The sequence below is a fragment of the Viridibacillus soli genome (genome assembly GCF_016612995.1).
GTDB lineage: Bacteria > Bacillota > Bacilli > Bacillales_A > Planococcaceae > Viridibacillus > Viridibacillus soli.
The window spans coordinates 68,849-94,857 of the sequence record NZ_JAEOAH010000006.1; the positions used below are offsets into that span (position 1 = coordinate 68,849).

Consider the following 26,009-nt stretch of genomic DNA (forward strand, 5'->3'; position numbering starts at 1 on the left):
AGAAAGAGCATCAATAAGATACCCTTTCTTATAAAATAATATTCTTTAACTGTAAAATAAAAATTGTTAACAATCTTCAAGGAGATATCCACATTTTCAACATAAAAGTAAAAACAAACTCAAAAATTATACACATCGTACAAAAAAAACTAAATATAAACCATTTTTTTATCCACTATTCACAGTTTTATCCCCACTATACACAATATGCATAAAAAAAGCAGTTCACCTTTAAACCGTGAACTGCTCCATGTGTATAACTATTATTTAAACGCTTGAGCCGCATAAACAGCTTTTTGCCAACCTTTGTACAAGCCTTCACGTTTGTCTTCTTCCATATTTGGAATGAAGCGTTTATCTAAACGCCAATGCTTCGAAATTTCGTCTCTATCTTTCCAAAATCCAACAGCTAATCCTGCTAAATATGCTGCACCAAGTGCTGTTGTTTCATTAATTGATGGGCGTTCTACCGGTACATCTAGTAGATCTGCTTGGAATTGCATTAGCAAATCGTTCATGACCGCCCCACCATCAACGCGCAATGTTTTTAAAGAAATGCCTGAATCAGCTTCCATTGCATCTAGAACATCTTTTGTTTGATATGCCAAAGATTCAAGTGTTGCACGGATGAAATGCTCCTTTTGTGTACCGCGTGTTAAACCAAATACAGCACCGCGAACGTCGCTATCCCAATATGGTGTACCTAATCCAACAAATGCTGGAACAACATAAACACCCTCAGTTGAGTCAACTTTTTCCGCATAGCGCTCACTTTCTTTTGAATCGCGGAGCATACGTAAACCATCACGTAACCACTGAATAGCAGAACCCGCTACAAAAATACTTCCTTCTAAAGCATATTCCACCTTACCATCGATACCCCATGCAATGGTTGTTAATAGACCATGATTTGATCTAACAGCCTTTTCACCAGTGTTCATAAGCATAAAGCAACCTGTACCATAGGTATTTTTTACCATACCACTTTCAAAACATGCTTGCCCGAATAGTGCAGCTTGTTGATCGCCTGCAATGCCTGCAATTGGCACTTCTTGACCAAAGAAGTGATTGCCATCAGTTGCACCATATACTTCCGATGAAGGGCGAACTTCAGGTAGCATAGACGCTGGGACACCAAGTATTTCTAATAACTCTTCATCCCACTCTAAATCGTAAATATTGTACATCAATGTTCTCGATGCATTTGAATAGTCCGTTACATGTACTTCTCCGCTCGTCAACTTCCAGATAAGCCATGTATCGATTGTACCGAATAATAAATCACCATTCTCAGCTTTCTCTCTAGCACCTTCAACATTGTCTAAAATCCACTTCACTTTTGTACCTGAGAAATAAGCATCTATTAGTAAACCCGTTTTATCCCGGAATAAATCACTATAGCCTTTCTCTCTTAATTCTTCACAAATACCAGCTGTTTGACGTGATTGCCAAACAATTGCATTATAAATCGGCATTCCTGTGTTTTTGTCCCAAACGACCGTCGTTTCACGTTGGTTTGTAATACCAATGCCTTGCACTTGATGCGCACTAACATTTTTCTCTGAAAGGACACCAGCGATGACAGATAGCATGGAGCTCCAGATTTGTTCTGCATTATGCTCTACCCATCCTGAGTTTGGAAAATATTGAGGAAATTCCTGCTGAGCAGTATTGAAAATATTGCCTTCTTCATCAAATAAAATTGCACGTGAGCTTGTAGTACCTTGATCTAATGCCATAATATATTTTTTTGTCATATGTGACCTCCAGATTTTATTTTATTAAACTGCTTTATTCACTGTAGACTGTGCTGATACGAAGATTCCTAAAATGATAATTCCTACTATCCAAAATGCAATGCTATTTTGCCCTTCGAAAACTTGCTGATAAAATAGTGCACCGAACACACCACCAATAATTGGGCCTACAACCGGTACCCAAGAATAGCTCCAGTTCGAATCTCGTTTTCCGGGAATCGGTAGGAAGAAATGTGCAATACGCGGGCCTAAATCACGCGCTGGGTTAATAGCATAACCAGTTGGACCTCCTAGTGCCATACCAATTACGATAATTAATGCACCAACGATTAATGGATTTAAACCGTCCGTAATATTATTCGCTCCGATGGCTAAAATACCAAGTACTAAGATAAATGTGCCAATCATCTCCGTCGTTAAATTTGATAACGGATGATTATATGCGGGAGATGTACAAAATACCGCTAGTTTTGCATCTGAATCATCAGTTGGTTTCCAATGCGCCAAATAAGTTAGATACACTAAAATTGCACCGATTATGGCGCCAATCATCTGTGCCAGGATGAACATCGGAACTTCTGACCATTCGAATTTACCAATCGTCGCCAGGGCGATTGTCAGCGCAGGATTTAAATGTGCACCACTAATGCCACCAACTGCAAATGCACCCATAGCTACAGCAAGACCCCAGGCAACCGTTATAACAATCCAACCACCATCTTTGCCTTTAGAGCCCTTTAAAGAAACAGCTGCCACAACACCACCACCGAACAAGATCAATATCATTGTTCCTACTACTTCAGCCATAAAAGTCGACATACCGTACTCCTCCTTTTTAATAACGAAATAATGAAAGCGTAAACGTTAAAATATATTCTGCTAGAATTCAAGTTATGCAATCGCAATAATATTAATTTTCTTCGCTCACTATGTAAAAAATACTTCGAGATGTATTTTTTATTTGTTAGATTTTTTACCAGCTTTTTTCTTGGCTATCTTTTGTTAAGTAAATCAAAGTAAGAGACCTTTCAAATCATACTGACTATCTGAAAGGTCAATAAATTACTTTCTTCATTCATTAATCGCAGCCTTTAACATTTGTTTCCGCTCAATCTTTTTCACTTGGGAAATACTACTTTCATAAAGCAAAATCATCGACTCTCCTCTTTCTTTAATCCTGGCTTTACAAAACTCCATAGAAAGTGCATTAAAAACGGTAATGTTAACCCAAGAGCAATCGTACTAGTGATAGACATATAAAACTTTATAACTTCTAGAGGCCCTAAAATAACAAGTGAATTCCCTTTTGTGATAAAAGGAAACCACCAATTAACCGTTGCAAATACAGCGAAAAAGAAGATACGTTCAGTTGTATCTGATAAAACTTTAAAATCTACTTGATTCATGAAAAACATTCGTGCTGGTATTCCATCATGCTCACTCGTACTGGCGTTAATTTTCTTTAGAAGGCGTGACTGTTTTATTTTTGTTGCAGCCAATTAAGCCACCTATTATTCCACCACTTACCAATGTTCCAGTTGCAATACCAGTCGTTTTCAAAAAGTCACGTCTCAATATGTTTTTTTATTTTCGTCCATACAAATAATTCTCCTTAACAAAAATCGAAATAGCTACCCTTCCACGTCTTATAAAATGGAATTTTCTGAACTAAAAGGTCATGAAAATGCCCTATAGCAGCTTTACTTTCAAAAAGACAAGAAAAAAAGCAGCCTCATATGAGACAGCTTTTCCCTTTTTCTACATTTTTCAACCAGGTTTTTAATTGTTTAGGGGAAGAAAATATTACACTATCCACTTTTTCTCGTTTTACGACTTCCACAATACCTGGCCTAGCATCAATTTTGAATCGCCAAATCCAGCGCAAAAATTCTATATCTACTTTTTCCAGACAGTCTTTCCCATATCAGGTCTTGTTCGCCCGCGATATTGAATTGTACGTTTTAAAACGCGATATGTGCAGAGCTTATTCGAGAAATCAAGGAAGATAATAAGGTCTGCATATTTTGCTCGCATGTCAAGAGTCGAATCAAAATTCCCATCAATAATCCAAGCAGGTTTTTCAAGCTCTACTTGTAGTCTTGCCTTAAAATCTGTTTTATCGGATTTCTGCCAGCCTGGCTTCCAATACATCGCATCTAAATGGATTAAAGGTAATCCTGACAGCTCACTTAAAGTACGTGATAGCGTTGATTTCCCTGCTCCACCAGATCCAATAATTAAAACTCTTTTATGTCTTGCTGGGTACTTCATTGAGCATGCCCCCTAGCCTTACTAGTTTTCAATTATATACTCTTCCAAAGCCCTTACTACGCTATTGACAAAGCTATTGCCCGCTCCCCAATCAAAACGGAAAAATGCCCCTTCTCCACCACCAGAAGCTACTGCGTGGACTTTCGTTTTTCCTTCTAAATTATCAACTGTTATTGTTAAGCTTGCACGATTACTAGAACGCATATAATACTTTTCGATTATACACACAACAAGCTGTTGATTCCCTACAATGCGTTCATATACATCAATAACTTTTCCTGAAAAACTGCCATCCACAATGTGCGTTTGAATAAGGTCTAATACACTTTCCGGCTCAATTGATACGTAAAATTCTTTTACATCCATATCACTCACTCCTTTATGTATAACTTTTATACGCTAGAGAAATGCCAAAAGTTTCAAAGGGGCATAGGGTAATTTTAGTATAATCAGGGATATTCTCTTGGTTTACAATTCAATCTTTGGTCATGATTAGATTAACAGCACAACATCGTTCCTATTCGTACATGTTAAGTCAATACTTTAGCGTATACACTTATTTCATGTTTGAAATACTTCTCCTTCTAATCACTTTATCTGTATGCTTATTCCCTAAAATTACGGAGCAAAAAAATAATAAAAAGTATTTTTAGCTAATATAGAAACTGCACCCTTAAAAATAGAAATTTTAAGGGTGCAGTTAAAGAGCGTCAAAAGCTCGTTTTTTATATTCTATTGTTTACTTCAAAGGACACCTGTTGATACTTCACTCTAATTCGGTCTGTTTTGTTTCGGTACCGAGTACTAAAATTGCGCTTACACCAATGATAATAGCAATACAAAAGATACCGAAAATAAAGCCCAATTCGTAACCTTTTGCGACAAGTGAACCTACTAGCAATGGCCCGAAAATTCCACCTAACCGGCCAACAGAGGCAGCCATTCCAGCACCCGTACCACGAATAACTGTCGGATATTGCTCTGGTGTATATGCGTATAATGCACCCCAAGCACCTAAGTTAAAGAATGATAAGAACATCCCTGACACAAGTAAAATACCAATCGATTCAGCATTCCCAAAAACTAATGCACTTACAGCTGTTCCTATTAAATACGTCGCTAAAACAAATTTCCGACCAGCCCTTTCAATTAACCAAGCTGCTGTGAAGTAACCTGGCAATTGTGCCAGCGTCATAATAAGCACGTATTTAAAACTCGTAATTAAACTAAAGCCTTTTATGACCATGACACTTGGTAGCCATAAAAACATCCCATAATAAGAAAATACGACTGTAAACCAAACAATCCAAAGCATTAATGTACGACGAGCATATTTCTTAGACCAAACATCTTTAATATTTTGACCGATACTACGTGCAACATCCTTTTTCGCTGTAAACTGGGGTGAATCTGGTAAATGTATTCGCAAATAAATAGCGTAAACTGCAGGAATCGCGGTTAATATTAAAGCAATGCGCCAGCCGTAGTTTGGAATAACAAAATAAGAAATAAGTGCTGCTAATAACCAACCACCAGCCCAGAAACTTTCTAATAACACGACAACACGTCCACGCTCATGTGCCTCTACACTTTCGGAAACAAGTGTAGAAGCTACTGGCAATTCACCACCAAGACCCATACCGACAAAAAATCTCAAAATCATAAATGCTACTAATGTCGTTGTAAATGCCGATAAACCGCTAGCGATAGAAAAAATTACAAGCGTCCATATAAATACTGATTTACGCCCAATACGATCGGCAAAAATTCCGAATACAAAGGCACCAACTGCCATACCAATTGAGTTAATGCTACCAATCCAACCCATTTCCCCCGGTGTTAGCATCCACTCCTTTGCTAAAGCTGCTATTACAAAAGATAAAATACCTACATCTAATGCATCAAACATCCATCCAATTCCTGCAATACCTAATAGCTTATTACGTGAAATTGTTTGTGCTCCCGCTTGCTGATTCGTTGTCATCATCATTCCCCCGAGTGTCTTTACACTTGAATATACAACTAAACACCTTAACTATACACATATTCTTATTTTGTGACAAGATGCAAAATAAATTCAAATTGTTCCGAAAACTTAACGATTTCCTATTGAAATAACTACCCAAAATACGTTAAAATGTCTTTTATAGACAAACAATTGTTTTTTCAGGACGAACAAAAAGGAGAATGTTATATATGTGGAAAGGTCTTATTGATCACTATAAAGAATATTTACCTGTTACAGAAAATACACCTGCTCTTACTCTACATGAGGGTAATACACCACTCATTCATTTAGATACGCTATCAAAAGAATTAGAAATCGATCTTTACGTTAAATATGAAGGTTTAAATCCAACAGGTTCATTCAAAGACCGTGGGATGGTAATGGCTGTTGCAAAAGCTGTTGAAGAAGGTAGTAAATTCGTCATTTGCGCATCAACAGGTAATACATCAGCTGCTGCTGCTGCATACGCAGCACGAGCTGGGATCCAAGCAATTATTGTCATTCCAAAAGGCAAAGTAGCTGCTGGTAAACTAGCACAAGCTTATATGTACGGTGCGAAAATTATCGAAATTGATGGTAACTTCGATGAAGCACTTCAAATCGTTCGTGACATTAGCGAAAACACTTCTGTAACATTAGTAAACTCAGTAAATCCATACCGTTTAGAAGGCCAAAAAACAGCTGCTTTCGAAATTTGTGACGGTCTTGGTAGTGCACCAGATGTTCTTGCAATTCCTGTTGGGAACGCTGGTAACATTAGCGCTTACTGGAAAGGCTTCAAAGAATACAATGATAAAAAGCAAACTGGTCTACCGAAAATTTTCGGTTTCGAAGCTGAAGGTGCTGCAGCAATCGTCCGCGGCGAAGTGATTCCATGCCCAGAAACAGTTGCAACTGCTATTCGTATTGGTAACCCTGCAAGCTGGAAGCTAGCTGAAGCTGCTCGTGATGAATCAGGTGGTAAAATCGCTGCAGTAACAGACGAAGAAATTTTAAATGCATATCGTTTAATAGCTTCTAAGGAAGGTGTCTTTGCAGAACCTGGATCAGCTGCTTCTATGGCAGGTGTACTTCAATCTGTTGCGAACGGCTCTATTCCTAAAGGAAGCCGCGTAGTTGCAGTATTAACTGGCAATGGCTTAAAAGACCCTGACACAGCTGTACAAGCTTCTACAATGGACATGGTTTCTTTAGCAAATGATGAAGCTGAAATTCGCACTTACATCGAGGGATTACTATGATAACAAAATGGTCCATCTCTGTTCCGGGAAGCACCGCTAACCTTGGACCAGGATTCGACTCTATTGGACTAGCATTAGGCCTCTACTTAACACTAGAAGTGACTTTACAAGACAACTGGGAATTTGAGCATCGGTCAGACCATCTTCCTGTTAAGTTTACTGTTGAGGACCATCTCGTCTATAAAGTAGCAACTGAAACAGCTGAACGTTACAGCGTTCAGCTCCCTGCTTGTAAAGTAGTGATGGAAAGTGAACTCCCACTAGCTCGTGGCCTTGGTAGTAGCGCCTCTGCTATTGTGGCAGGGATTGAAATTGCCAATCAAGTATGTAATTTACAACTTTCTATCGAAGACCGTTGTAGACTTGCTTCTAAAATTGAAGGACACCCTGATAATGCCGCAGCATCAGTATACGGTGGTCTAACTATTGCCTCGACATTACCAAACGGTCACTTAGAAATGATCAATGACCGTGATGTAGATGCAGCATTTGCTGTTTTCATCCCTAACGTTGAATTGAAAACAGAGGAAGCACGCAAAGTATTGCCATCCAACTATGACAAAGCTTACGCTGTTCACGCTAGTGCCAATGCCAATATGTTAACAGCCTCATTACTAATTAAAGATTATGAAAGAGCAGGTATATTCATGGAGCATGATTTATTCCATGAGCCATTCCGTGCAAATTTAATTCCTAATTATCATGAAATTCGCCAAACAGCGAAGGATGCAGGCGCATATGGTACGGCTATTAGCGGAGCCGGTCCAACCGTGATATCATTACTTTCAAAAGATCGTATAGATGCTTTCGTTGAAAAGATGAAGCCACTCTTCCCGAATTATGATATTAAAGCAGTCCATGTAGATACAAAAGGTATTCAAGTGACAACTGCATAATAATTGCAATGTAAAATGCCCAGAGAAATAAACTCTTGGCATTTTTTCTTGGCAAAAATCTTTGATATGTTAAAGTTAAAGTAATCATCATGCTTTTTCATTCAAAACCGATATAAACAAAGAGGTGTTAACTATGCAAATGGAGAGAAGATCCACGGCTTCCGGATTTGATACGTTAGTCGTAAATGGTTACCAAATACATAATGATACAAATCCAGTAATGGATGCAAAAAAATATGCCAATGAGCATTTCAAAGTAAATACTGTACATATTTTATTTGGCAATGGGCTTGGTTACTATGCAGAAGCTTTTAAATCGCTCATGTCGACATCTAAAGAGTACTTAATTGTCTTAGAACCACTTGAGTTAAAAGAGCGTTTAGAAGTACCCGATGTTGCTTATTACTATGGTACCGATGTAAAAGATTTAGATACGTTACTTCGCCAAACAATCACAAAAGCGGATAATCTACGCATTGTCATAGCACCAAACTATGAGCATATATTTGCCGATTACTATGAAGAGGCAGTAAAAATCATTCGTCAATTCGTCGAAGTGAAAAAATCTGATATTTCCACAATACGTTCTTTTTCAACAGAGTGGATGACAAACTATATTAGTAATATGCAATATACAGCTGATGATGCGCCAATTGACCATCTTTATAAAAGATATAATTGTCCAATGGTCATCGCATCTGGTGGTCCCTCTTTGACAAAGCAATTGCCGCAGTTAAAGAAAATACGTAATCACATTATTTTGATAGCAGCAGGTTCAACAATTAATACATTATTGCATCATGATATCGTGCCTGATTATGTTGTATCGATCGATGGTTCTGAAGCGAACTTCAATCACTTCAAGGAGCGCTATTTCGAAAATACGACTCTACTATATAATCTCGTACATCACCCTCATATCCGTAAGCAATTTAAAAGTGGCTATTATTTCAAAGATATTTTCTTACACGAAGCAGAAGCTCATTTCCAAAAATATGTGCAGGAGCCTGTTTCAACAATTGCCGGTGGTGCATCTGTTGCGACATTTGCTCTTTCCATCGCACGATTCCTATCAGATGGACCCGTTGCAGTGATTGGGCAAGATTTGGCTTATACAAATATGTTATCACATGCCGAGAGCAACAAAGGTCAGTACACAATCACTGATGAACATAAAGCGTCTCGTCGTATGTTTACAGCAGAAGGCTATTATGGTGATGAAGTGTTAACCGATCCACCATTCTTCATGATGAAGGAATCGTTTGAAGCAATCGTACCAAACTTTGGGGTGCCTATTTATAACTGTACTGAAGGTGGGATTTTCATCCATCATATGACAAACATTCCTTTCACTGAGTTTTTGGAGAAGCATATTAAAACTTCACCTGTGCAACAGGCATTACCAGACAAAAAGCCCACTGTTGTAGCTAGCTATAATCTCGTTACAGAAGCCGAGCTAAAAGCACATAATCTACTACTACGCCTACTTTCGGATAATCTTATATTAATCCGTAAAAACAAATACCAAATCGTTTTAGACAATAAAACATTACGCAAGCTTGGTAAAAATGAAGAAAAAGTGCATGAATTACTACCAAAATCACCAGTATCATTAGTTGTAAACTCCATCAACTTTGATGTCGAAACAATGTTCCCAAAGATGCCCAATGAAACTGAAGTAGAATTTTTCACTCGTGAAAACATAGCCAATATCGTCATGCTCGAAAAATTAATCTTTGCTACAAATAAAAGTAAAGATGCAGTTAAAGAACTATCTAATCAGCTTACTGTGAAGAGTTAAAAGGGATGAGCAATCATCCTTTTTCTTTTTCTAAATCAAATGCATTGACATCCCTCTTTCCTGTAACTATAATGATTACATGTTAGGCGGTGACCGATATGGTGAACAGTCGTGTTTCTGTCGCTATACACATTCTTTCTCTAATCGCTACAACAAATGATGCTAACCAGCTTACATCTGACTGGATTGCAGGTAGTGTGAATACTAATCCCGTCGTCATTCGTCGGATTAGTAGCCAGCTTAAAAAGGCTAATTTGATCGCCTCTAATCCAGGTGTTGCTGGTTATCAATTAGTCAAAGAACCGAAAGACATTACGTTATTAGATATATACAGAGCTGTACAAGCACCTGAAGAATTATTTGCAATTCACGATAACCCGAATCCAGAATGTGCAGTAGGGCAAAGAATTCAATCTACTTTAAATAACGTATATCATTCTGTTCAGCGAGCAATGGAAGATAAATTGACAGAAGAAACGCTGCAAGATGTATTAGATCAACTCTTTCACTAAGAGGAGATCTTTTTTTACAAACAACTTGTAACCGCATTAGTTACATCAATCGATATTTTAGGAGGAAATCATTATGAAAATTGGTATTATTGGCGCAACAGGTAAGGCAGGTAACTTCATTTTAAAAGAGGCCGTATCACGTGGACACGAAGTAACTGCTATCGTACGTAGTGCAACAAAATTAGTAGATAAAACGGTAGCCGTTATAGAAAAAGATGTCTTCTCATTAACTACTGGAGATGTACAAGGTTTTGACGTAGTTGTCAACGCATTTGGTGCCCCAGCAGGTGAGGAACATTTACATGTGGAAGCAGGCCGCAAACTAATCGACATTTTACATGATGCATCAATTACAAAATTATTTGTAGTCGGTGGAGCAGGTAGCCTATTCATCGATCCAGATAAAACTGTGAAGGTAATGTCTACACCAGATTTCCCAGCTATCTACTTACCAACAGCTGAAAATCAAGGTGAAAACTTAGAGGACCTAAAAGCATCATCTATTACTTGGACCTTCCTAAGTCCATCTGCTTTCTTCGATCCAGAAGGTCCTCGTACTGGTGAATATATCTCGGGAGTTGACCATCTATTAGTCAATAAAAAAGGTGAAAGCTACGTTAGCTATGCTGATTTCGCAATCGCATTATTGGATGAACTAGAAAATCCTAAGCATGTAAATGCAAGATTCACTGTAGCATCTGAAAACTAAATACTACATCCGCATAAAAGTAAAAGCAGGTCTCGCGAAATTTAGCGAACCTGCTTTTACTATTGCACTAATAATACTAAACTAATTGCCATCACTGCCATACCAGCAATAACGCCATAAATCGATGTATGTGCTTCGTCATATTTCTTTGCAGCTGGCAATAATTCATCTAATGAAATGAATACCATAATACCGGCTACGCCAGCGAAAATCATACCGAATACAACAGCATTTAAAAACGGCATTAAAACCAAGTAGGCTACCAATGCACCAACCGGCTCAGCTAAACCTGATAAGAATGACAGCTTAAACGCCTTTTTGCGATCTCCTGTCGCAAAGAAAATTGGAACGGATACAGCAATCCCCTCTGGAATATTATGAATAGCAACCGCAATCGCAATCGCAATACCAAGATTCGGATCTTGCAGTGCAGAAGCAAATGTCGCAATTCCTTCAGGAAAGTTATGAATTCCGATTGCCAGCGCAGTGAAAATACCCATTTTCATTAGCTTGGCATACTCATCATTTGTTGGCCCCGTCTCCATATCTTCTACCGTTTTTATTTCATGTGGATTGCCCTGCTTCGGAATTAATTTATCAATAAGTGCGATTAGAATCATCCCAGCAAAAAAACCAACAACCGTTAATGTGTACCCTTGCCTCTCTCCCAATTCACCTACGAGAGAATCCTTTGCCTTCACAAATATTTCGATTAGAGAAACATAAATCATAACACCAGCTGAAAAGCCTAATGAAAACGATAAAAATTTCGTATTCGTTCTCGATGTGAAGAATGCTATTAAACTACCTACTCCTGTCGCCAATCCGGCAAACAGTGTTAACGCTAAAGCGAAAACTACATTTCCATCCATATACTCAACTTCTTTCTCTTTTAAACTGTTAAGCTCATTGTATGCAAAAAGTTTCCTTAATTCAACATTTTTCGACTGAGTAAAATAAAGTGAGCGAACGAAAATTTCATTACTGACGGTGGAAATATTCTATTACAAACTCTTTGAACCGCTACGTTGTTACTGGTAAATAACATTCTCCCATATAAGTAACTTCCCGATCTATTCCCTAAATAGGAAAGATTTCTTGGGTTTTCTTAGTATCATATTGATTCAATCCCATAATGTGTGGATTGTAATTACGATTTATACTTCCTTATAATAAGTGGTATATCAAACAAATGGAATTTTAAACAAATCACTATTTTGGAGTGAACTCTTATGGATTACATAAAACGTGGCACAGTTACTTTCCGTAACGCGAGCTTAGCGTTATTTGCCGGGGCTTTTAGTACTTTCGCAAACCTATATATGACACAACCTTTACTCCCTACTTTCACAGAAGCATTTCACATTTCACCTGCAGTAGCTAGTTTATCATTATCTGTAACGACTTTGACATTGGCCTTCAGTATGCTTGTAATTGGATCATTATCAGAAGCATGGGGTAGAAAAAAAATTATGACATTCTCCATGTTTGCAGGGGCTATTTTGACTTTATTAATTGCTTTTGCACCGAATTATTCAATTTTACTTACACTAAGAGTGATACAAGGGATTGTATTTGCGGGACTACCAGCCATTGCAATGGCCTATCTAGGAGAAGAAATAGAGCCGAAGAGCTTAGGGATTGCCATGGGGCTATATATTAGCGGGAATACAATTGGTGGTTTAGGTGGGCGAATTATTGTAGGGACGATGACCGATTTATTCAGTTGGCGGGTTGGGATGATTGCAATTGGTGTGATTAGTTTCGTTGTAGGCTTCGTCTTTTACATGCTTCTACCAGCTTCTAAAAATTTTAAAGCGAAAGAACTCAATATGAAAGCATTATTACGCTCAATGCTTCTTCATATGAAAGATTCTGGATTGCTGAGTTTATTTGGGATAGGCTTTTTATTAATGGGGAGCTTTGTAACGCTTTATAATTATATTGGCTTTCAATTGTTGGAACCCCCTTTTTCATTAAGCCAAACAATAGTAGGTTGGATTTTCATTATCTATCTTGTAGGTACATTTAGCTCTGCCTGGTTTGGAAGCTTAGCAGATCTCTATGGACGTTATAAAATGTTAGTCATCGCTCTAGTTATTATGTTTACGGGAAGTCTCATCACATTGGAAAGCCATTTACTGGTGAAATTTGCTGGCATCGCTATATTCACATTCGGATTTTTTGGTGGCCATTCCATTGTAAGTAGCTGGGTTGGACAACGGGCTACACACGATAAGGCTCAAGCATCATCACTCTACCTATTCTTTTACTATATGGGCTCAAGCATTGGTGGTACTGTAGGTGGTATCTTCTGGGCAGGATATGGCTGGCATGGTGTTATTAGCATGATAATAAGCTTTCTACTAGCTTCGTTCATACTAGCTTACTGCTTACGTAGAACTTTGTATCATCAAACTCCAGAAACTACATAATGCTAGGCCAGTAATAAAAGGTTGATGCCAAGTCAAAATAGACAATTCCAATAGAAAAAGCAGCCGTTCATTCGACTGCTTTTTCCTGTGCTAACTTTTTATAAAGTCGTTTTCTACGCTCATACCAAATGACGGCGATGATAAACCAAGTGTAACCCATCGACCAGCCCGCTAACACATCTGTAGCAAAGTGACGGCTACCTGCAACACGTGACATACCAATCAGAATTGTCATGGTAATGGCACCAATCCAAGTGAATACCTTCACCTTTTTTGATTGTTGATATTCTGTCGCTATATAGGCTAGTGTAAATAAATATAAAATTCCGGTCATCGAATGTCCGGATGGAAAGCTAAAGCTTTTTATCTGATCTGGTATATCCGGACGCGGTCTTTGCACCCATACTTTCAATAATTGATTCAGCACATTCCCTGCTGCAATTGTTACTAGCGCAAAAAACATACCACGGTAATTATGATCTTTTATCCATAGTACTAATACTAAAATACTAGCGACAACACCGACAAATGCTGGTTCACCAAAATAATGGAAAAATTCTATGAACTGGTTACCCTTTAATAAATCAGATATATGTTGATCCAAATTCAATACCCAATTACTTTTCAAGTTCAAAAAAAGCACTACATATACAATAGCGGTAACAATCGCGAGTGGATAAAAAAACTTTCTCATACTAATCCCCCCTTAAACTTACATCCAATAGTTCTTTTACTATAGCCTTTTTCAACCCATTGTAATAGTAGAATGGCCAAAAATCATAAAAAAGATGCTCTAGCATAGTGCTAGAGCATTTTCAGAAATAAGCTAGGAGAGCTTATTTTATTGCTTTTACTTCATAGACGTTTTGGCTGGATTCAATAATATGATCCGGTTTGGGTTTGCCGATATTCGCTTTATGACCAGCAATATGTTCCGGACTCTTCTCCCAATTTTTCCAATCCTCTTCACTTTGCCATTGAACGAGAATCATCACTTCCTCGTCACCACGTCTAACTTTTTTCACAAGCACTTTCAAATCAATGAAACCAGGTTGCTTTGCTAATGGTGTATCGCCACTAAACCGTTCCACAACTTGTCCAGAAAAACCTTCCTGTACACTTATCTGTTTCACTTGATAGAACATATTATAGTGCCACTTCTACTTCATCAACCATTAATGAAACCGATTTTAATCCGCCACCTGATAGGTACCAAATTGCTGGATCTAAGTAGATCATTTTTCCATCTTTATAAGCATTTGTTTTCTTTACTAATGTATTTTCAATTGCGCCTTTAGAAGATGCACCTTCAGTGACTGCTGCATCACGGTCAACTATGAAGATAATATCTGGATTTGTATCTAAAACATATTCAAACGATACTGTGTTTCCGTGATTTACAATTTTAATATTTTCATCAGCAGCTTTAAAGCCAAATACGTCATGGATTAAACCGAAACGAGATTGTGGACCGTAAGCAGTAACTTTGCCTTCTGAACCAAGAAGGATTAAAGCCTTTTTATCTAGAGCAGATGCTTTTTCCTTAACTCCAGCAATTTTATCGTCAATTTTTTTCAATTCATCTTTCACTTGATCTTCTTTACCGAAGATTTTACCAGCTAATTCTGCGTTAGCTTTAAATGATTCCATGTATTTAGTTGAATCTAATCCAACATATACAGTTGGAGCAATTTTCTTAAATTCTTCGTAAAGGCTTGCTTGACGGCCAGAGATGAAGATTACATCTGGTTTTAATGCAGCAATCGCTTCAAAATCTGGTTCTTTTAATTGACCAGCGTTTGTATAATCAGAACCTTCAAATTTCTTAAGGTAATCTGGTAATAACTCTTTTGGTAATGCAGCGATTTCAACACCTAAAGTGTCAAGAGTATCTAGGAATCCTAAATCAAACACAACAACTTTTTCAGGATTTTTCTTAACTTTTACTTCCTCTTTGATGTCATCAGTAGATCCATCATCTTTTTCAATACCAAAAGTATTTGTAATTGTGATTTCTTCAGCTTTTTCACCTGAAGTTTCGTCCTTTTTTTCTTCTTTAGAGCCACAAGCTGCTAATACTAAAAGCATTGCAAAAACTAACGTAAGTAATTTCCAGTTCTTCATTGGGTAAATTCTCCTTTTATTATGAATTGAAATAGACACAAATACGGCAGCTATTCATTTCCTGAATAGGGATATCCATATCGTAAATTTCCTTTAATGATTCTGAATTAATAATGTCATGAGTTGGACCATCTTTGACAACACGTCCGTCTTTTAAAGCAACGATTCGGTCTGAATACACTGAAGCGAAATTTATATCGTGCAACACGATGACAACTGTTTTTCCTAGCTCATCCACAAGCTTTTTCAAGATTTTCATAATCTGAACTGAATGTTTCATATCTAGGTTATTTAGTGGTTCATCAAGCAAAATATATTCCGTATCTTGTGCAATAACCATCGCGATGAAAGCACGTTGGCGTTGACCGCCAGATAATTCGTCTAAATAGTCATGTTGAATTTCTTCTAGGTTCATATAATCGATTGCCTGGTCGATCATCTTTATGTCTTCCTCATTTAAGCGACCCCGAGAATAAGGAAAACGGCCAAATGATACAAGTTCACGAATTGTTAAACGTACATTCATATAGTTAGATTGCTTTAAAATTGACACTCGTTTAGCAAAATCATTTGATTTTAATTTTTTTACATCTGAGCTATCTAGTAATACTTCTCCAGTGTCTGCATCAAGTAAACGGCTAACCATCGAAAGAAGCGTAGATTTACCCGCACCATTCGGACCGATAAAAGACGTAATTTTGCCGTGTTGAATATCGACACTTACCTTATCAACTACAGCTTTCTTTCCGAAAAGTTTGGATATTTCTTTTACTTGGATCATGCAGATCGACTCTCCCTTAATAATAGATAGATGAAGTAAACACCACCGGCAAAGTTGATGATAACACTTAATGTTGTTGAGAATGTGAAAACGCGCTCAACAATCCATTGTCCACCAATCAATGCCACTAAACTCATTAGTCCTGCACCGGTGATTAACACCGTGTGCTTGTACGTTTTAAAAAATTGATAAGACAAATTTGCAACGATTAAACCAAAGAAAGTTATCGGCCCTACTAGAGCAGTAGACGTTGCGATTAAAATTGATGAAATAACTAGCATACGTTTAACAATTTTATCGTATGGCACTCCAAGGTTTATAGCATTATCTCGTCCTAATGACAAGACATCCAGGTCACGAACCATTCGCCATCCATATGCCATCGTCAAGACTACAATAATTAAAGCAAACCATACTAAGTCGCCATTAACATTATTAAAACTAGCAAACATTTTATCTTGCACGCGCATAAATTCATTTGGATCAATTAGCACTCCTAAGAATGTCGTAATACTACCTAACAATGTACCAAGAATTATTCCAACAAGTAGTAAGAAGTAAATTGGCCGTTTTCCTGAGCGGAAAAGAAATTTGTATAGCAGTAGTGCAAACACAACCATGATCGCTAATGATAGAACGAAATTTACTTTTGCATTGATGACTGCTATATGCCCTGAACCTAAGAAGAAAATAATCACTGTTTGCAACAGTAAATAAAGCGAATCTAGCCCCATAATACTTGGTGTTAGAATGCGGTTATGCGTAATTGTTTGGAAAACAACAGTTGAATATGCAATTGCCACACCTGTAATAACCATCGCTAGTACTTTTATTCCTCGACGAGGTAAGGCATAGTCATAGCTTCCATTTAAACCTTGAAACAAATATAATCCACAGAATACTACAGCTAATGCCGCTAATAGTATCATTTTCGTACTGTTACGCATACGCCCTCCCCCTAAATAATAAGAATAGGAAGACGCCACTACCGATTACCCCAACCATTAAGCTAATTGAAATTTCATATGGATAAATTAATATTCTTCCTAGAATATCGCAGATCAATAAGAAGATTGCACCTAATAATGCGGTGTGCGGAAGTGTTTTTTGTAAATGATCTCCCTTGAAGATCGATACAATGTTCGGGATGATTAAACCCAGGAATGGTATCATTCCAACCGTTAGCACAACGGTTGATGTAACGAGTGCCACAAGGATTAAACCAAAATTAACGATCCTATTATAAGCAAGGCCGAGGTTTTTCGAGAAATCTTCGCCCATTCCAGCCACCGTAAAGCGGTTTGCATATAAATAAGCGATAATTAGTATAGGGACACTTATGTATAAAAGCTCATAACGGCCCTTCATAATCATGGAGAAATCACCCTGCAGCCAGGAAGATATATTTTGAATAATATTCGCTTTATAGGCGAAAAACGTCGTTATTGACGATAAAATATTACCAAACATTAAACCAACTAGTGGAATAAAAATGGCATCCTTGAATTTAATACGATTTAAAATTTGCATAAATAACAGCGTGCCGGCTAGCGCAAATACAAATGAAACCGCCATTTTCTCAATCAAAGAAGCATTCGTAAACAATAGCATCGATACTAGTATGCCTAGCTTAGTAGCATCTAATGTACCTGCTGTTGTTGGCGAAACAAATTTATTTCTACTAAGACTTTGCATGATTAAACCTGCAATACTCATTCCCATTCCAGCCAATAGGATGGCAATTAGTCTTGGCACGCGACTAATTAGGAAAATTTGAGTTTCTTCAGATTCAAAATCTAACAAATCTGTTGGTGAAATTCGGCTCACTCCTACAAAAAGCGATAGTAGTGATAACAAGATGAGTGCTATAAATAGGTATCGTTTCTTCATTATAATCCCCGATAAATTCATTTTTATGAGTACATAACCTTCTTAATGAAAATGATTATCACTGACTCACAATTCCCATTATAGCATGTCGACCTGTGTCGTCAACCATTTTGTGAGAATGATTATCAAATAATGCTTAAAAAATTCATTCATTCCGTATATAAAACAAAAATCCCACGACAGCTAACTATCGTGAGATTTAGAAATCACCTAAATTATTTAATACTTCCCATTTTGCGTGAAATCCACGGAGATAAGAACAACATGATGACACAAATGATGATGGACATTGCACCAAGATAACCAAAGTATTGTACTTCAGAAACTTTATCAAAAACTTTTACTAATTGAGCATTGATTGCTTGTGCGGCAGCACTTGTTAAGAACCAAAGGCTCATTGTTTGTGCGGCGAATGCCTTCGGTGCAAGTTTTGTTGTAGCAGAAAGTCCAACTGGAGATAGTAATAATTCCCCTACTACTACTAAAAAGAATGAAAGTACTAACCACCAAGGGCTTACTAAATCAGTACCACCAGAAGTAATCGCCGGAATAATCATCACTAAAAATGATGAACCTGCAAAGAATAATGATAATGCAAATTTAATAGGCGTTGCTGGTTGACGGCTGCCAAATTTCATCCAAATCCCCGCAAATATTGGTGCCAATAAAATAACAAACAATGGATTCAAAGATTGGAACCAAGATGCAGGAATTTTGAACGAGCCAACCATTAAGTTAGTACGTTGATCCGCGTATAATGCTAGGATTGTTGCACCTTGTTCTTGAATGACCCAGAACATTACCGCTGTAATGAAGATAGGAATATAAGCAAGTACGTGTTGTTTTTCTTCTGCGGTTGTTTTTTCACTTTTATACATAACAATGAAGAACAGTATTGGAATCAAAATACCCAAGAACGAAATTAATGAAATAACACCATTAATTGTTAGCCATCCCATTGCCTTTGAGATGATGGCTAACATAACAATAATTACTGCACCAATTCCAAATTGGATGAAAACCTTTTTGAGTTCAGTACCAGTTAAAGGATTATTGATTTTTGTACCTGCAAGACCAAGGTATTTTTTTTGCGTTAATACATAAATGAGTAACCCAACAAACATACCAACTGCAGCTAAACCAAAACCTAAGTGGAAATTATAACGTTCTCCAATCGTTCCAACAATATATGGTGAAATAAAAGCACCCATGTTGATACCCATATAGAAAATACTGAAACCGGAATCACGACGTGAATCTCCTTCCGCATAGATATCCCCAACAACACTAGAAACATTGGGTTTCAATAGTCCAGTACCGATAATAATAAATGCCATGGAAACAAGTAATATTGTTAATCCACCAGGGAATGCTAAACAAATATGACCAATCATGATCAAAACGCCGCCCCAGAAAATTGTTTTACGAGTACCTAATAAACGGTCTGAAATCCATCCACCGATAATGCCTGACATATATACAAGAGATCCATATACCGCCATAATAGAGTTCGCTTCAGTATGCGATAATCCTAAACCCCCATCTTTCACTTCATAATACATAAAGTAAATAAGAATAGCGCGCATACCATAGTATGAAAAACGTTCCCAAAACTCAGTAAAGAATAATGTGAATAAACCTTTAGGATGTCCTACAAAACCCTTCTGAGGAACTGATTTGACGATTTCTTCCTTAGTAGGCATAAAAACTTCTCCTTCTTTCTTACTTTTATAAATAATCTATTTATTTAAAAAATATTACATCCATTATATATTGACATTTGTACTCATGTCAAAAATTAGAATTTTATATAATATTTAGAATTTTATGTATTTTGAGTTATTTAACTTCATTATAGAATTTATATACTCTACACCCTAGTTTTTCGTTATACTACGAATAATTGAATTTAAAAAGGAGCAAATATATGCTAAAACAGTTTTTTTCTTATTACAAACCACATAAGCGATTATTTATCATCGATTTTTCGAGTGCTGTAATTGTCGCGATTTTAGAATTAGCCTTTCCAATAGCCGTACAATGGTTTATTGATAAACTTTTACCAAGTGGTGAATGGGGTACAATTGTGACCGTCAGCGTGTTGCTATTAATCATTTATCTCTTGAGTACAGTGTTGCAATATATCGTCAGCTATTTGGGACATAAACTTGGCATTAATATCGAAACAGATATGAGACAAGAACTCTTCACTCATGTACAAAGACAATCATTCCGCTTTTTCGATAACACGAAAACAGGTCATATTATGAGCCGTGTCACGAATGATTTATTTGATATTGGTGAACTAGCTCACCACGGACCGGAAGATTTATTCATTGCCATCATGACATTCTTCGGGGCTTTCGCCATTATGTTCAGTATCAATCCTCAACTAGCTATTATCGCTATTGTCATGGTACCTTTTTTAATTTGGTTAGTAACTTATTGCAACGTCAAAATGAATCAATCTTGGAAAAAGATGTATGAAAGTGTTGCAGACGTCAATGCACGTGTCGAGGATAGCGTTTCAGGAGCACGTGTTGTACAAGCATTTACAAATGAACAATTTGAAATAGAGCGTTTCAAAAATAATAATGGCCGCTTCCGCCTTGCTAAACTTGGTGCTTATAAAATTATGGCGGGTACTCATTCCAGCATTTATATGATGACACGCCTTGTCACACTTATTGTTTTAGTTGTCGGGGCATGGCTGAGTTTCAACAATAAATTATCTTACGGTGAACTAATCAGCTTTGTCCTTTATACAAATGTTTTAATCAAACCCGTCGATAAAATTAGCGCCCTTTTAGAGCTTTACCCTAAAGGCATGGCTGGTTTCAAAAGATTCCGCGAGCTAATCGATCAAGAGCCTGAAATACAAAATGCTAAAAACGCCATTGCTATTCAATCATTAGCAGGCAATATTCAGTTCGATAATGTACATTTCCGCTATGAATCTTATAAAGAGACTCTATCCAATATAAACCTATCCATTCAGCAAGGACAGACTGTCGCATTTGTCGGTCCATCCGGTGCAGGTAAAACGACAATTTGTTCTTTGATACCAAGGTTTTATGATGTGACCGACGGGACAATTTCTATCGATGGCATCGACGTACGCGATATGACGTTACAATCATTACGTTCACAAATCGGTATTGTACAACAGGATGTCTTCCTATTTACGGGAACCGTCCGTGAGAATATAGCTTACGGTAAACTAGGCGCTTCTATGGAAGAAATTGAAGAAGCCGCGAGAAAGGCACATTTAGAGGACTTTATCGAAGGTCTTGAAGATGGCTACAATACTCAAATTGGAGAAAGAGGTTTGAAGTTATCTGGCGGTCAAAAACAAAGACTAGCCATTGCACGTATGTTCTTAAAAAATCCACCGATTCTCATTTTAGATGAAGCAACTTCTGCATTGGATACCGAAACAGAGAAAATCATTCAACACGCTTTAAATGAGCTAGCAAAAAACCGTACAACGCTTATCATCGCCCATCGCTTTGCGACAATCCGCGAAGCTGATCGCGTAATTGTTGTCACAGAAAATGGCATTGCTGAAGATGGACAATACGATGAGCTTGTCGCAGCAAACGGTATTTTCACAAAGCTACACAACATTCAATTCAATTAAAACTAAAAAGAGTAGAGGCCGATTTACATCGACTCTCTACTCTTTTATTATTTCAAGATGAATTCAGCAAAGCGATTAGCATCTGCTTCCTTCATTTCCACTTTCAATACAGTACCTTCTTCTTCATATGCCGTTTCTTGAATAGTGCTATACTCATTCAAATAAGAAACAATATCCCCGCGGTCATATGGAATGCATATTTGGCATGTCACATAATCCGAGAAGATGTGACGACGAATAACTTGTAATAGTTCGTCCAATCCGACACCTTCTTTAGCAGACATCCATACCGTATCACCACTTACATGCGGATACTCCGCGTTGGCAAGATCGGCTTTATTGTAAACATCTACAGTTGGAACGTCTTCTACTCCAACAGCATGCAATGTATTGTTCGTTACTTCCATCATATACTGATATTCTTCATTTGAAGAATCAACAACATGTAACAGTAAATCCGCATCACGTGCTTCTTCTAAAGTGGAACGGAATGCCTTCACTAAATGATGAGGCAATTTACTAACAAAACCAACCGTATCTGTTAATAGGAAGCTTTTATGATCCGGCAATTCAATTTGACGAACAGATGTCTCAAGTGTTGCAAAAAGCATATCCTTTTCGAATACTTGTTTATGATCTTCATGCTCTGATTTTCGTAATAACTGATTCATAATTGTTGATTTCCCAGCATTTGTATAACCCACAATAGATACAACTGGAATATCATTTTTGCGGCGTTGCTTACGCTGTGTTTCTCGCTGCTCTTTTACATCCTCTAAATCACGGCGTATTTTCGCAATTTGGTCCTCGATTTTACGACGATCAAGTTCCAGCTTCGTTTCACCCGCACCACGGTTTTTGAAACCGCCTCCTGTACCACCACCTTGACGGCTAAGTGATGCATGTAAGCCAACTAAGCGAGGTAACATATATTGCAACTGTGCTAGTTCCACTTGCATTTGCGCTTCTTTTGATTTCGCACGTCTAGCGAAAATATCTAAAATCAGCATCGTGCGATCGATAACTTTACATTCTAAACCAGCCTCAAGATTTCTAATTTGAGATGGTGATAACTCATGATCGAAAATGACTAAATTGGCATCCGCTTCATCATAGAAATTTTTAATTTCTTCTATTTTACCAGTCCCTACATAATGGGAAGGATTTACACGATCTAAATTTTGCGTAACAACGCCAACTACTTCTACATTGAGAGCTTCTGCTAAATTTCCAAGCTCTTCGAGTGAATATTCAAAGTGAACGTCTCCCCGTAAATTAACACCTACTATTATGGCTCTTTCAATTATTTCATCCAACCTGATTCCTCCTCTTTCTACGCCGAATAAAGAGTACTAAACATCCTTTTTTTACCATTAAAAATATACAGAAAAGGAGAGCTTATATGTCTACTCTCCTCTACACATAAAGTATGAGATTTTCTAAATGGACAGACGTATCCTAATTACTCCGCTCAGTCGCGGTGCTTTGCATTATTCAGTTTCATCGCAAAGTGTTCAAACGGATACGCTTATATACCATTTATAAAACCTCCATTCCAAAAAGTTAAATTTATCCTAACATACAAAGTGTTGCAAACTCAACCTTTCACAATTTCGATTGTATGCAAACGTTCCTTGCTATCAAGCTTTTCTTCAAAAACAAATGTTGTATTCGCTAGCTTCAATGTATTACCCTTTGTTGGTAATGACAGTAATCTTGACCAATGCGTTAGCTTCTCCTCAACGTTTTTCACATGGAAGATACAACGTTTTATCGCTAATTCTTCATTCTCAGGTTTGATCGTACCATCTTCTCTTAGTGAAGCATAGCGTTCTTCAATCGATTTCTCCCATTCTATAAAAAACGGATACGGTAATGTGTGATTGATTTTATGATCGATAAATAGCATCTTCCATTTACGTAATTCACCGCTATCCGTCTTTCTCTCCGCATGAATAATACCCGAGGTACGATAGCCCATTTTTTTAAAATATCGATTTTTCTTTTCTAGGTCATTCGAGCGTAAACATAATGATGCGAAACCTTCATCATCGACAATATCATATAAAAGTTGTTTTACTAAAGGCTGCGTTGATTGCTCGGCAATATTTTCATCCTCTACTGCCAGCCATTCGATATAACTATTCTTTGTATAAAATAGCGCATTATACGTTCCCCAATGTAAATGCTGGCCACCTTTAACTGGATGTATGCCTTCAATTTGTTCTTGTTCTACAATCTGCTGTGGATTCTTCGTTGTGAAATATACGACATGGTCTAATTCAAACAATCTCCTCACCCCTTATGTATATAGAAAAGTCCGTAGCTGTATATATGCAAGCATAGCCAACTACGGACACAAGAATGATTAGCCTTCTCGTTCTTCTTTTAATAATTCAATTGTTTTATCGAATTCTTCTTCAATTTCTTTATTTGGTTTGTATGTAAGCAAACTAACTACAACTGCAACAAGTAGACAGATTATAAAGCCTGGTACAATTTCGTACATAGCCGCTTTAAGGCTATCATTTGTACCCCAAACATAAGCTGTCACTGCACCAGTGACCATACCTGCTAAAGCGCCCCAGTTTGTGATCTTCTTCCAATATAATGTTAACAAAATAATAGGACCAAATGCAGCGCCAAAACCAGCCCAAGCAAAAGACACTAAATCTAAAATTTTGTTATCTTGTTTCCAAGCAAGAGCCATAGCAAAAACAGACACTAAAAGTACCGCCATACGCCCCAAGAATACATATTGTTTATCAGAAGCATCTGATTTAAATACAGCTTTATAAATGTCTTCCACTAATGCAGATGAAGTTACGATTAATTGAGATGCAATCGTACTCATAATTGCCGCTAGTATAGCCGCAAGCATAACACCTGCAATGAACGGGTGGAATAAGAGTTGACCTAAAACAATAAATACTGTTTCAGGGTTTTTTAATTCCCCACTATTTTGTTGGTAATAAGCAACTCCAACAAGTGCCGTCGCAATAGCACCGAATAAGCTAAGGAACATCCAGCTAATACCGATTCTACGAGCTTGTTTCGTCTCTTTAACACTCTTGATCGCCATAAAGCGAACGATAATATGTGGCTGACCGAAATAACCTAGTCCCCATGCCACTGTAGAAATAATACCTGTAATCGTTGTACCTGCAAATAAACTTAGAAATTTAGGATCCACTTCTTTAATAGAAGCTATTGTTTCCCCAACCCCACCAGTTAAAAATAAACCGAAAATCGGTACGATAATAAGCGCTAAAAACATGACTAATCCTTGGATAAAGTCTGTATAACTAACCGCTAAAAAACCACCAAATAATGTGTAAGCAATAACAACACCTGAAGATATTAATAGACCAGTATGATAATTATAGCCAAACGAACTCTCGAAAAACACACCACCTGCAACCATTCCTGAAGATACATAAAATGTAAAGAAGACAAGAATAATTATACCTGAAGCAATACGGAGCAACTTCGTTTTGTCTCTTAAACGGTTTTCCAAATAACTCGGAATGGTAATCGAATCATTTGAAACTTGCGTATACATACGCAAACGCGGAGCAACATACACCCAGTTTAAATAAGCTCCGACAGTTAAACCAATTGCAATCCATGCTTCTATCAATCCACTTGCGTAAACTGCACCAGGTAGCCCCATTAATAACCAACCTGACATATCAGCCGCCCCAGCACTTAATGCTGTAACTGCCGGTCCAAGTGAACGTCCCCCGAGCATGTAATCAGTCAAATTCGATGTACGCCTAAATGCATACCAGCCAATTGCTAACATTGCAATCATATAAATAACAATGGCTATAAGTTGATACATATTATCTGACATGCTAAGTCCCCCTTTAGCTGTGTAATATAGCTATTTTATCATGATTGTTCAATCATAAGTAGATAGAATCTTATTTTCGCTCCTCACA

At 37.4% G+C, this 26,009-nt stretch carries 25 protein-coding genes; 7 read left to right on the forward strand and 18 right to left on the reverse strand.

Annotated elements, in window-relative coordinates; genetic code table 11:
- Positions 1-263: 263 nt before the first annotated feature.
- The 7 genes from glpK to JFL43_RS06865 all read right to left on the reverse strand — a co-directional run bounded on the left by glpK (position 264) and on the right by JFL43_RS06865 (position 6,018).
- The gene (gene glpK, locus JFL43_RS06835; protein WP_200748412.1) at positions 264-1,757 is read right to left on the reverse strand and encodes a glycerol kinase GlpK; all 1,494 of its coding nucleotides are present in this window, start codon (positions 1,755-1,757) and stop codon (positions 264-266) included.
- Between the two features lie 24 nt (positions 1,758-1,781).
- Positions 1,782-2,576 carry an MIP/aquaporin family protein gene (locus JFL43_RS06840; protein WP_200748413.1) on the reverse strand — a complete coding sequence of 265 codons (795 nt, stop codon included), beginning with the start codon at positions 2,574-2,576 and terminating at the stop codon, positions 1,782-1,784.
- 332 nt (positions 2,577-2,908) lie between these two features.
- Entirely contained in the window at positions 2,909-3,256 is a 348-nt protein-coding gene (locus JFL43_RS23420) for a twin-arginine translocase subunit TatC (protein WP_407701963.1), read from the reverse strand.
- A complete protein-coding gene (locus JFL43_RS23425) occupies positions 3,210-3,332 on the reverse strand; it encodes a twin-arginine translocation signal domain-containing protein (protein ID WP_407701964.1) in 123 nt (40 codons plus the stop codon). Before JFL43_RS23425 ends, JFL43_RS23420 begins: the two co-directional genes overlap by 47 nt.
- A gap of 321 nt (positions 3,333-3,653) precedes the next feature.
- On the reverse strand, positions 3,654-4,028 hold the full coding sequence (locus JFL43_RS06855; RefSeq protein ID WP_234447638.1) for a P-loop NTPase family protein: 375 nt from the start codon (positions 4,026-4,028) through the stop codon (positions 3,654-3,656).
- Positions 4,029-4,049: 21 nt separating this feature from the next.
- Positions 4,050-4,394 carry a DUF6054 family protein gene (locus JFL43_RS06860; protein ID WP_200748415.1) on the reverse strand — a complete coding sequence of 115 codons (345 nt, stop codon included), beginning with the start codon at positions 4,392-4,394 and terminating at the stop codon, positions 4,050-4,052.
- A 400-nt stretch (positions 4,395-4,794) separates the two neighbouring features.
- Positions 4,795-6,018, reverse strand: coding sequence for an MFS transporter (locus JFL43_RS06865; protein WP_407701965.1), 1,224 nt, complete (start codon positions 6,016-6,018; stop codon positions 4,795-4,797).
- Positions 6,019-6,224: 206 nt separating this feature from the next.
- Here JFL43_RS06865 and thrC point away from each other — a divergent pair, with 206 nt between their 5' ends.
- The 5 genes from thrC (at position 6,225) to JFL43_RS06890 (ending at position 11,195) form a co-directional block, all read left to right on the forward strand.
- Positions 6,225-7,277 carry a threonine synthase gene (gene thrC / locus JFL43_RS06870; RefSeq protein WP_200748417.1) on the forward strand — a complete coding sequence of 351 codons (1,053 nt, stop codon included), beginning with the start codon at positions 6,225-6,227 and terminating at the stop codon, positions 7,275-7,277.
- On the forward strand, positions 7,274-8,173 hold the full coding sequence (thrB, locus tag JFL43_RS06875; RefSeq protein ID WP_200748418.1) for a homoserine kinase: 900 nt from the start codon (positions 7,274-7,276) through the stop codon (positions 8,171-8,173). The genes thrC and thrB overlap by 4 nt, the downstream gene beginning before the upstream one ends.
- A 133-nt stretch (positions 8,174-8,306) precedes the next feature.
- The gene (locus JFL43_RS06880) at positions 8,307-9,974 is read left to right on the forward strand and encodes a motility associated factor glycosyltransferase family protein (RefSeq protein WP_200748419.1); all 1,668 of its coding nucleotides are present in this window, start codon (positions 8,307-8,309) and stop codon (positions 9,972-9,974) included.
- 98 nt (positions 9,975-10,072) lie between these two features.
- Positions 10,073-10,486, forward strand: a complete 414-nt coding sequence (locus JFL43_RS06885) for an Rrf2 family transcriptional regulator (RefSeq protein ID WP_200748420.1) — start codon at positions 10,073-10,075, stop codon at positions 10,484-10,486.
- 73 nt (positions 10,487-10,559) lie between these two features.
- Positions 10,560-11,195 carry an NAD(P)-dependent oxidoreductase gene (locus JFL43_RS06890; protein ID WP_200748421.1) on the forward strand — a complete coding sequence of 212 codons (636 nt, stop codon included), beginning with the start codon at positions 10,560-10,562 and terminating at the stop codon, positions 11,193-11,195.
- Positions 11,196-11,254: 59 nt separating this feature from the next.
- Here JFL43_RS06890 and zupT read toward each other — a convergent pair whose 3' ends face one another.
- Entirely contained in the window at positions 11,255-12,067 is an 813-nt protein-coding gene (zupT, locus tag JFL43_RS06895; RefSeq protein WP_200748422.1) for a zinc transporter ZupT, read from the reverse strand.
- A 360-nt stretch (positions 12,068-12,427) separates the two neighbouring features.
- On the opposite strand from zupT, the gene JFL43_RS06900 reads away from it, so the two are divergent.
- Positions 12,428-13,630: an MFS transporter gene (locus tag JFL43_RS06900; protein WP_200748423.1), complete on the forward strand. Its 1,203-nt coding sequence runs from the start codon at positions 12,428-12,430 to the stop codon at positions 13,628-13,630.
- Between the two features lie 67 nt (positions 13,631-13,697).
- On the opposite strand, the gene JFL43_RS06905 is transcribed toward JFL43_RS06900, so the two are convergent.
- The 7 genes from JFL43_RS06905 to JFL43_RS06935 all read right to left on the reverse strand — a co-directional run bounded on the left by JFL43_RS06905 (position 13,698) and on the right by JFL43_RS06935 (position 20,128).
- Complete coding sequence (locus tag JFL43_RS06905) at positions 13,698-14,324, reverse strand: phosphatase PAP2 family protein (protein WP_200748424.1); 627 nt, start codon at positions 14,322-14,324, stop codon at positions 13,698-13,700.
- Between the two features lie 142 nt (positions 14,325-14,466).
- Positions 14,467-14,775, reverse strand: a complete 309-nt coding sequence (locus JFL43_RS06910) for an antibiotic biosynthesis monooxygenase family protein (protein WP_100795631.1) — start codon at positions 14,773-14,775, stop codon at positions 14,467-14,469.
- 1 nt (position 14,776) lies between these two features.
- On the reverse strand, positions 14,777-15,754 hold the full coding sequence (locus JFL43_RS06915) for a siderophore ABC transporter substrate-binding protein (protein WP_200748425.1): 978 nt from the start codon (positions 15,752-15,754) through the stop codon (positions 14,777-14,779).
- A 19-nt stretch (positions 15,755-15,773) separates the two neighbouring features.
- On the reverse strand, positions 15,774-16,535 hold the full coding sequence (locus tag JFL43_RS06920) for an iron ABC transporter ATP-binding protein (RefSeq protein ID WP_200748426.1): 762 nt from the start codon (positions 16,533-16,535) through the stop codon (positions 15,774-15,776).
- Complete coding sequence (locus tag JFL43_RS06925) at positions 16,532-17,482, reverse strand: iron chelate uptake ABC transporter family permease subunit (RefSeq protein ID WP_200748427.1); 951 nt, start codon at positions 17,480-17,482, stop codon at positions 16,532-16,534. Before JFL43_RS06925 ends, JFL43_RS06920 begins: the two co-directional genes overlap by 4 nt.
- Positions 17,475-18,425: an ABC transporter permease gene (locus JFL43_RS06930; protein WP_100795627.1), complete on the reverse strand. Its 951-nt coding sequence runs from the start codon at positions 18,423-18,425 to the stop codon at positions 17,475-17,477. The genes JFL43_RS06925 and JFL43_RS06930 overlap by 8 nt, the downstream gene beginning before the upstream one ends.
- A 215-nt stretch (positions 18,426-18,640) precedes the next feature.
- The gene (locus JFL43_RS06935; RefSeq protein ID WP_200748428.1) at positions 18,641-20,128 is read right to left on the reverse strand and encodes a peptide MFS transporter; all 1,488 of its coding nucleotides are present in this window, start codon (positions 20,126-20,128) and stop codon (positions 18,641-18,643) included.
- A 224-nt stretch (positions 20,129-20,352) separates the two neighbouring features.
- Here JFL43_RS06935 and JFL43_RS06940 point away from each other — a divergent pair, with 224 nt between their 5' ends.
- Positions 20,353-22,065: an ABC transporter ATP-binding protein gene (locus JFL43_RS06940; protein ID WP_200748429.1), complete on the forward strand. Its 1,713-nt coding sequence runs from the start codon at positions 20,353-20,355 to the stop codon at positions 22,063-22,065.
- 47 nt (positions 22,066-22,112) lie between these two features.
- On the opposite strand, the gene hflX is transcribed toward JFL43_RS06940, so the two are convergent.
- The 3 genes from hflX to putP all read right to left on the reverse strand — a co-directional run bounded on the left by hflX (position 22,113) and on the right by putP (position 25,921).
- Positions 22,113-23,381, reverse strand: a complete 1,269-nt coding sequence (gene hflX / locus JFL43_RS06945; protein WP_200748430.1) for a GTPase HflX — start codon at positions 23,379-23,381, stop codon at positions 22,113-22,115.
- A 281-nt stretch (positions 23,382-23,662) separates the two neighbouring features.
- Positions 23,663-24,364 (reverse strand): VOC family protein, encoded by a 702-nt coding sequence (locus JFL43_RS06950; protein ID WP_325166646.1) that lies wholly within the window; start codon positions 24,362-24,364, stop codon positions 23,663-23,665.
- Positions 24,365-24,433: 69 nt separating this feature from the next.
- The gene (gene putP / locus JFL43_RS06955) at positions 24,434-25,921 is read right to left on the reverse strand and encodes a sodium/proline symporter PutP (protein ID WP_200748432.1); all 1,488 of its coding nucleotides are present in this window, start codon (positions 25,919-25,921) and stop codon (positions 24,434-24,436) included.
- Positions 25,922-26,009 lie beyond the last annotated feature (88 nt).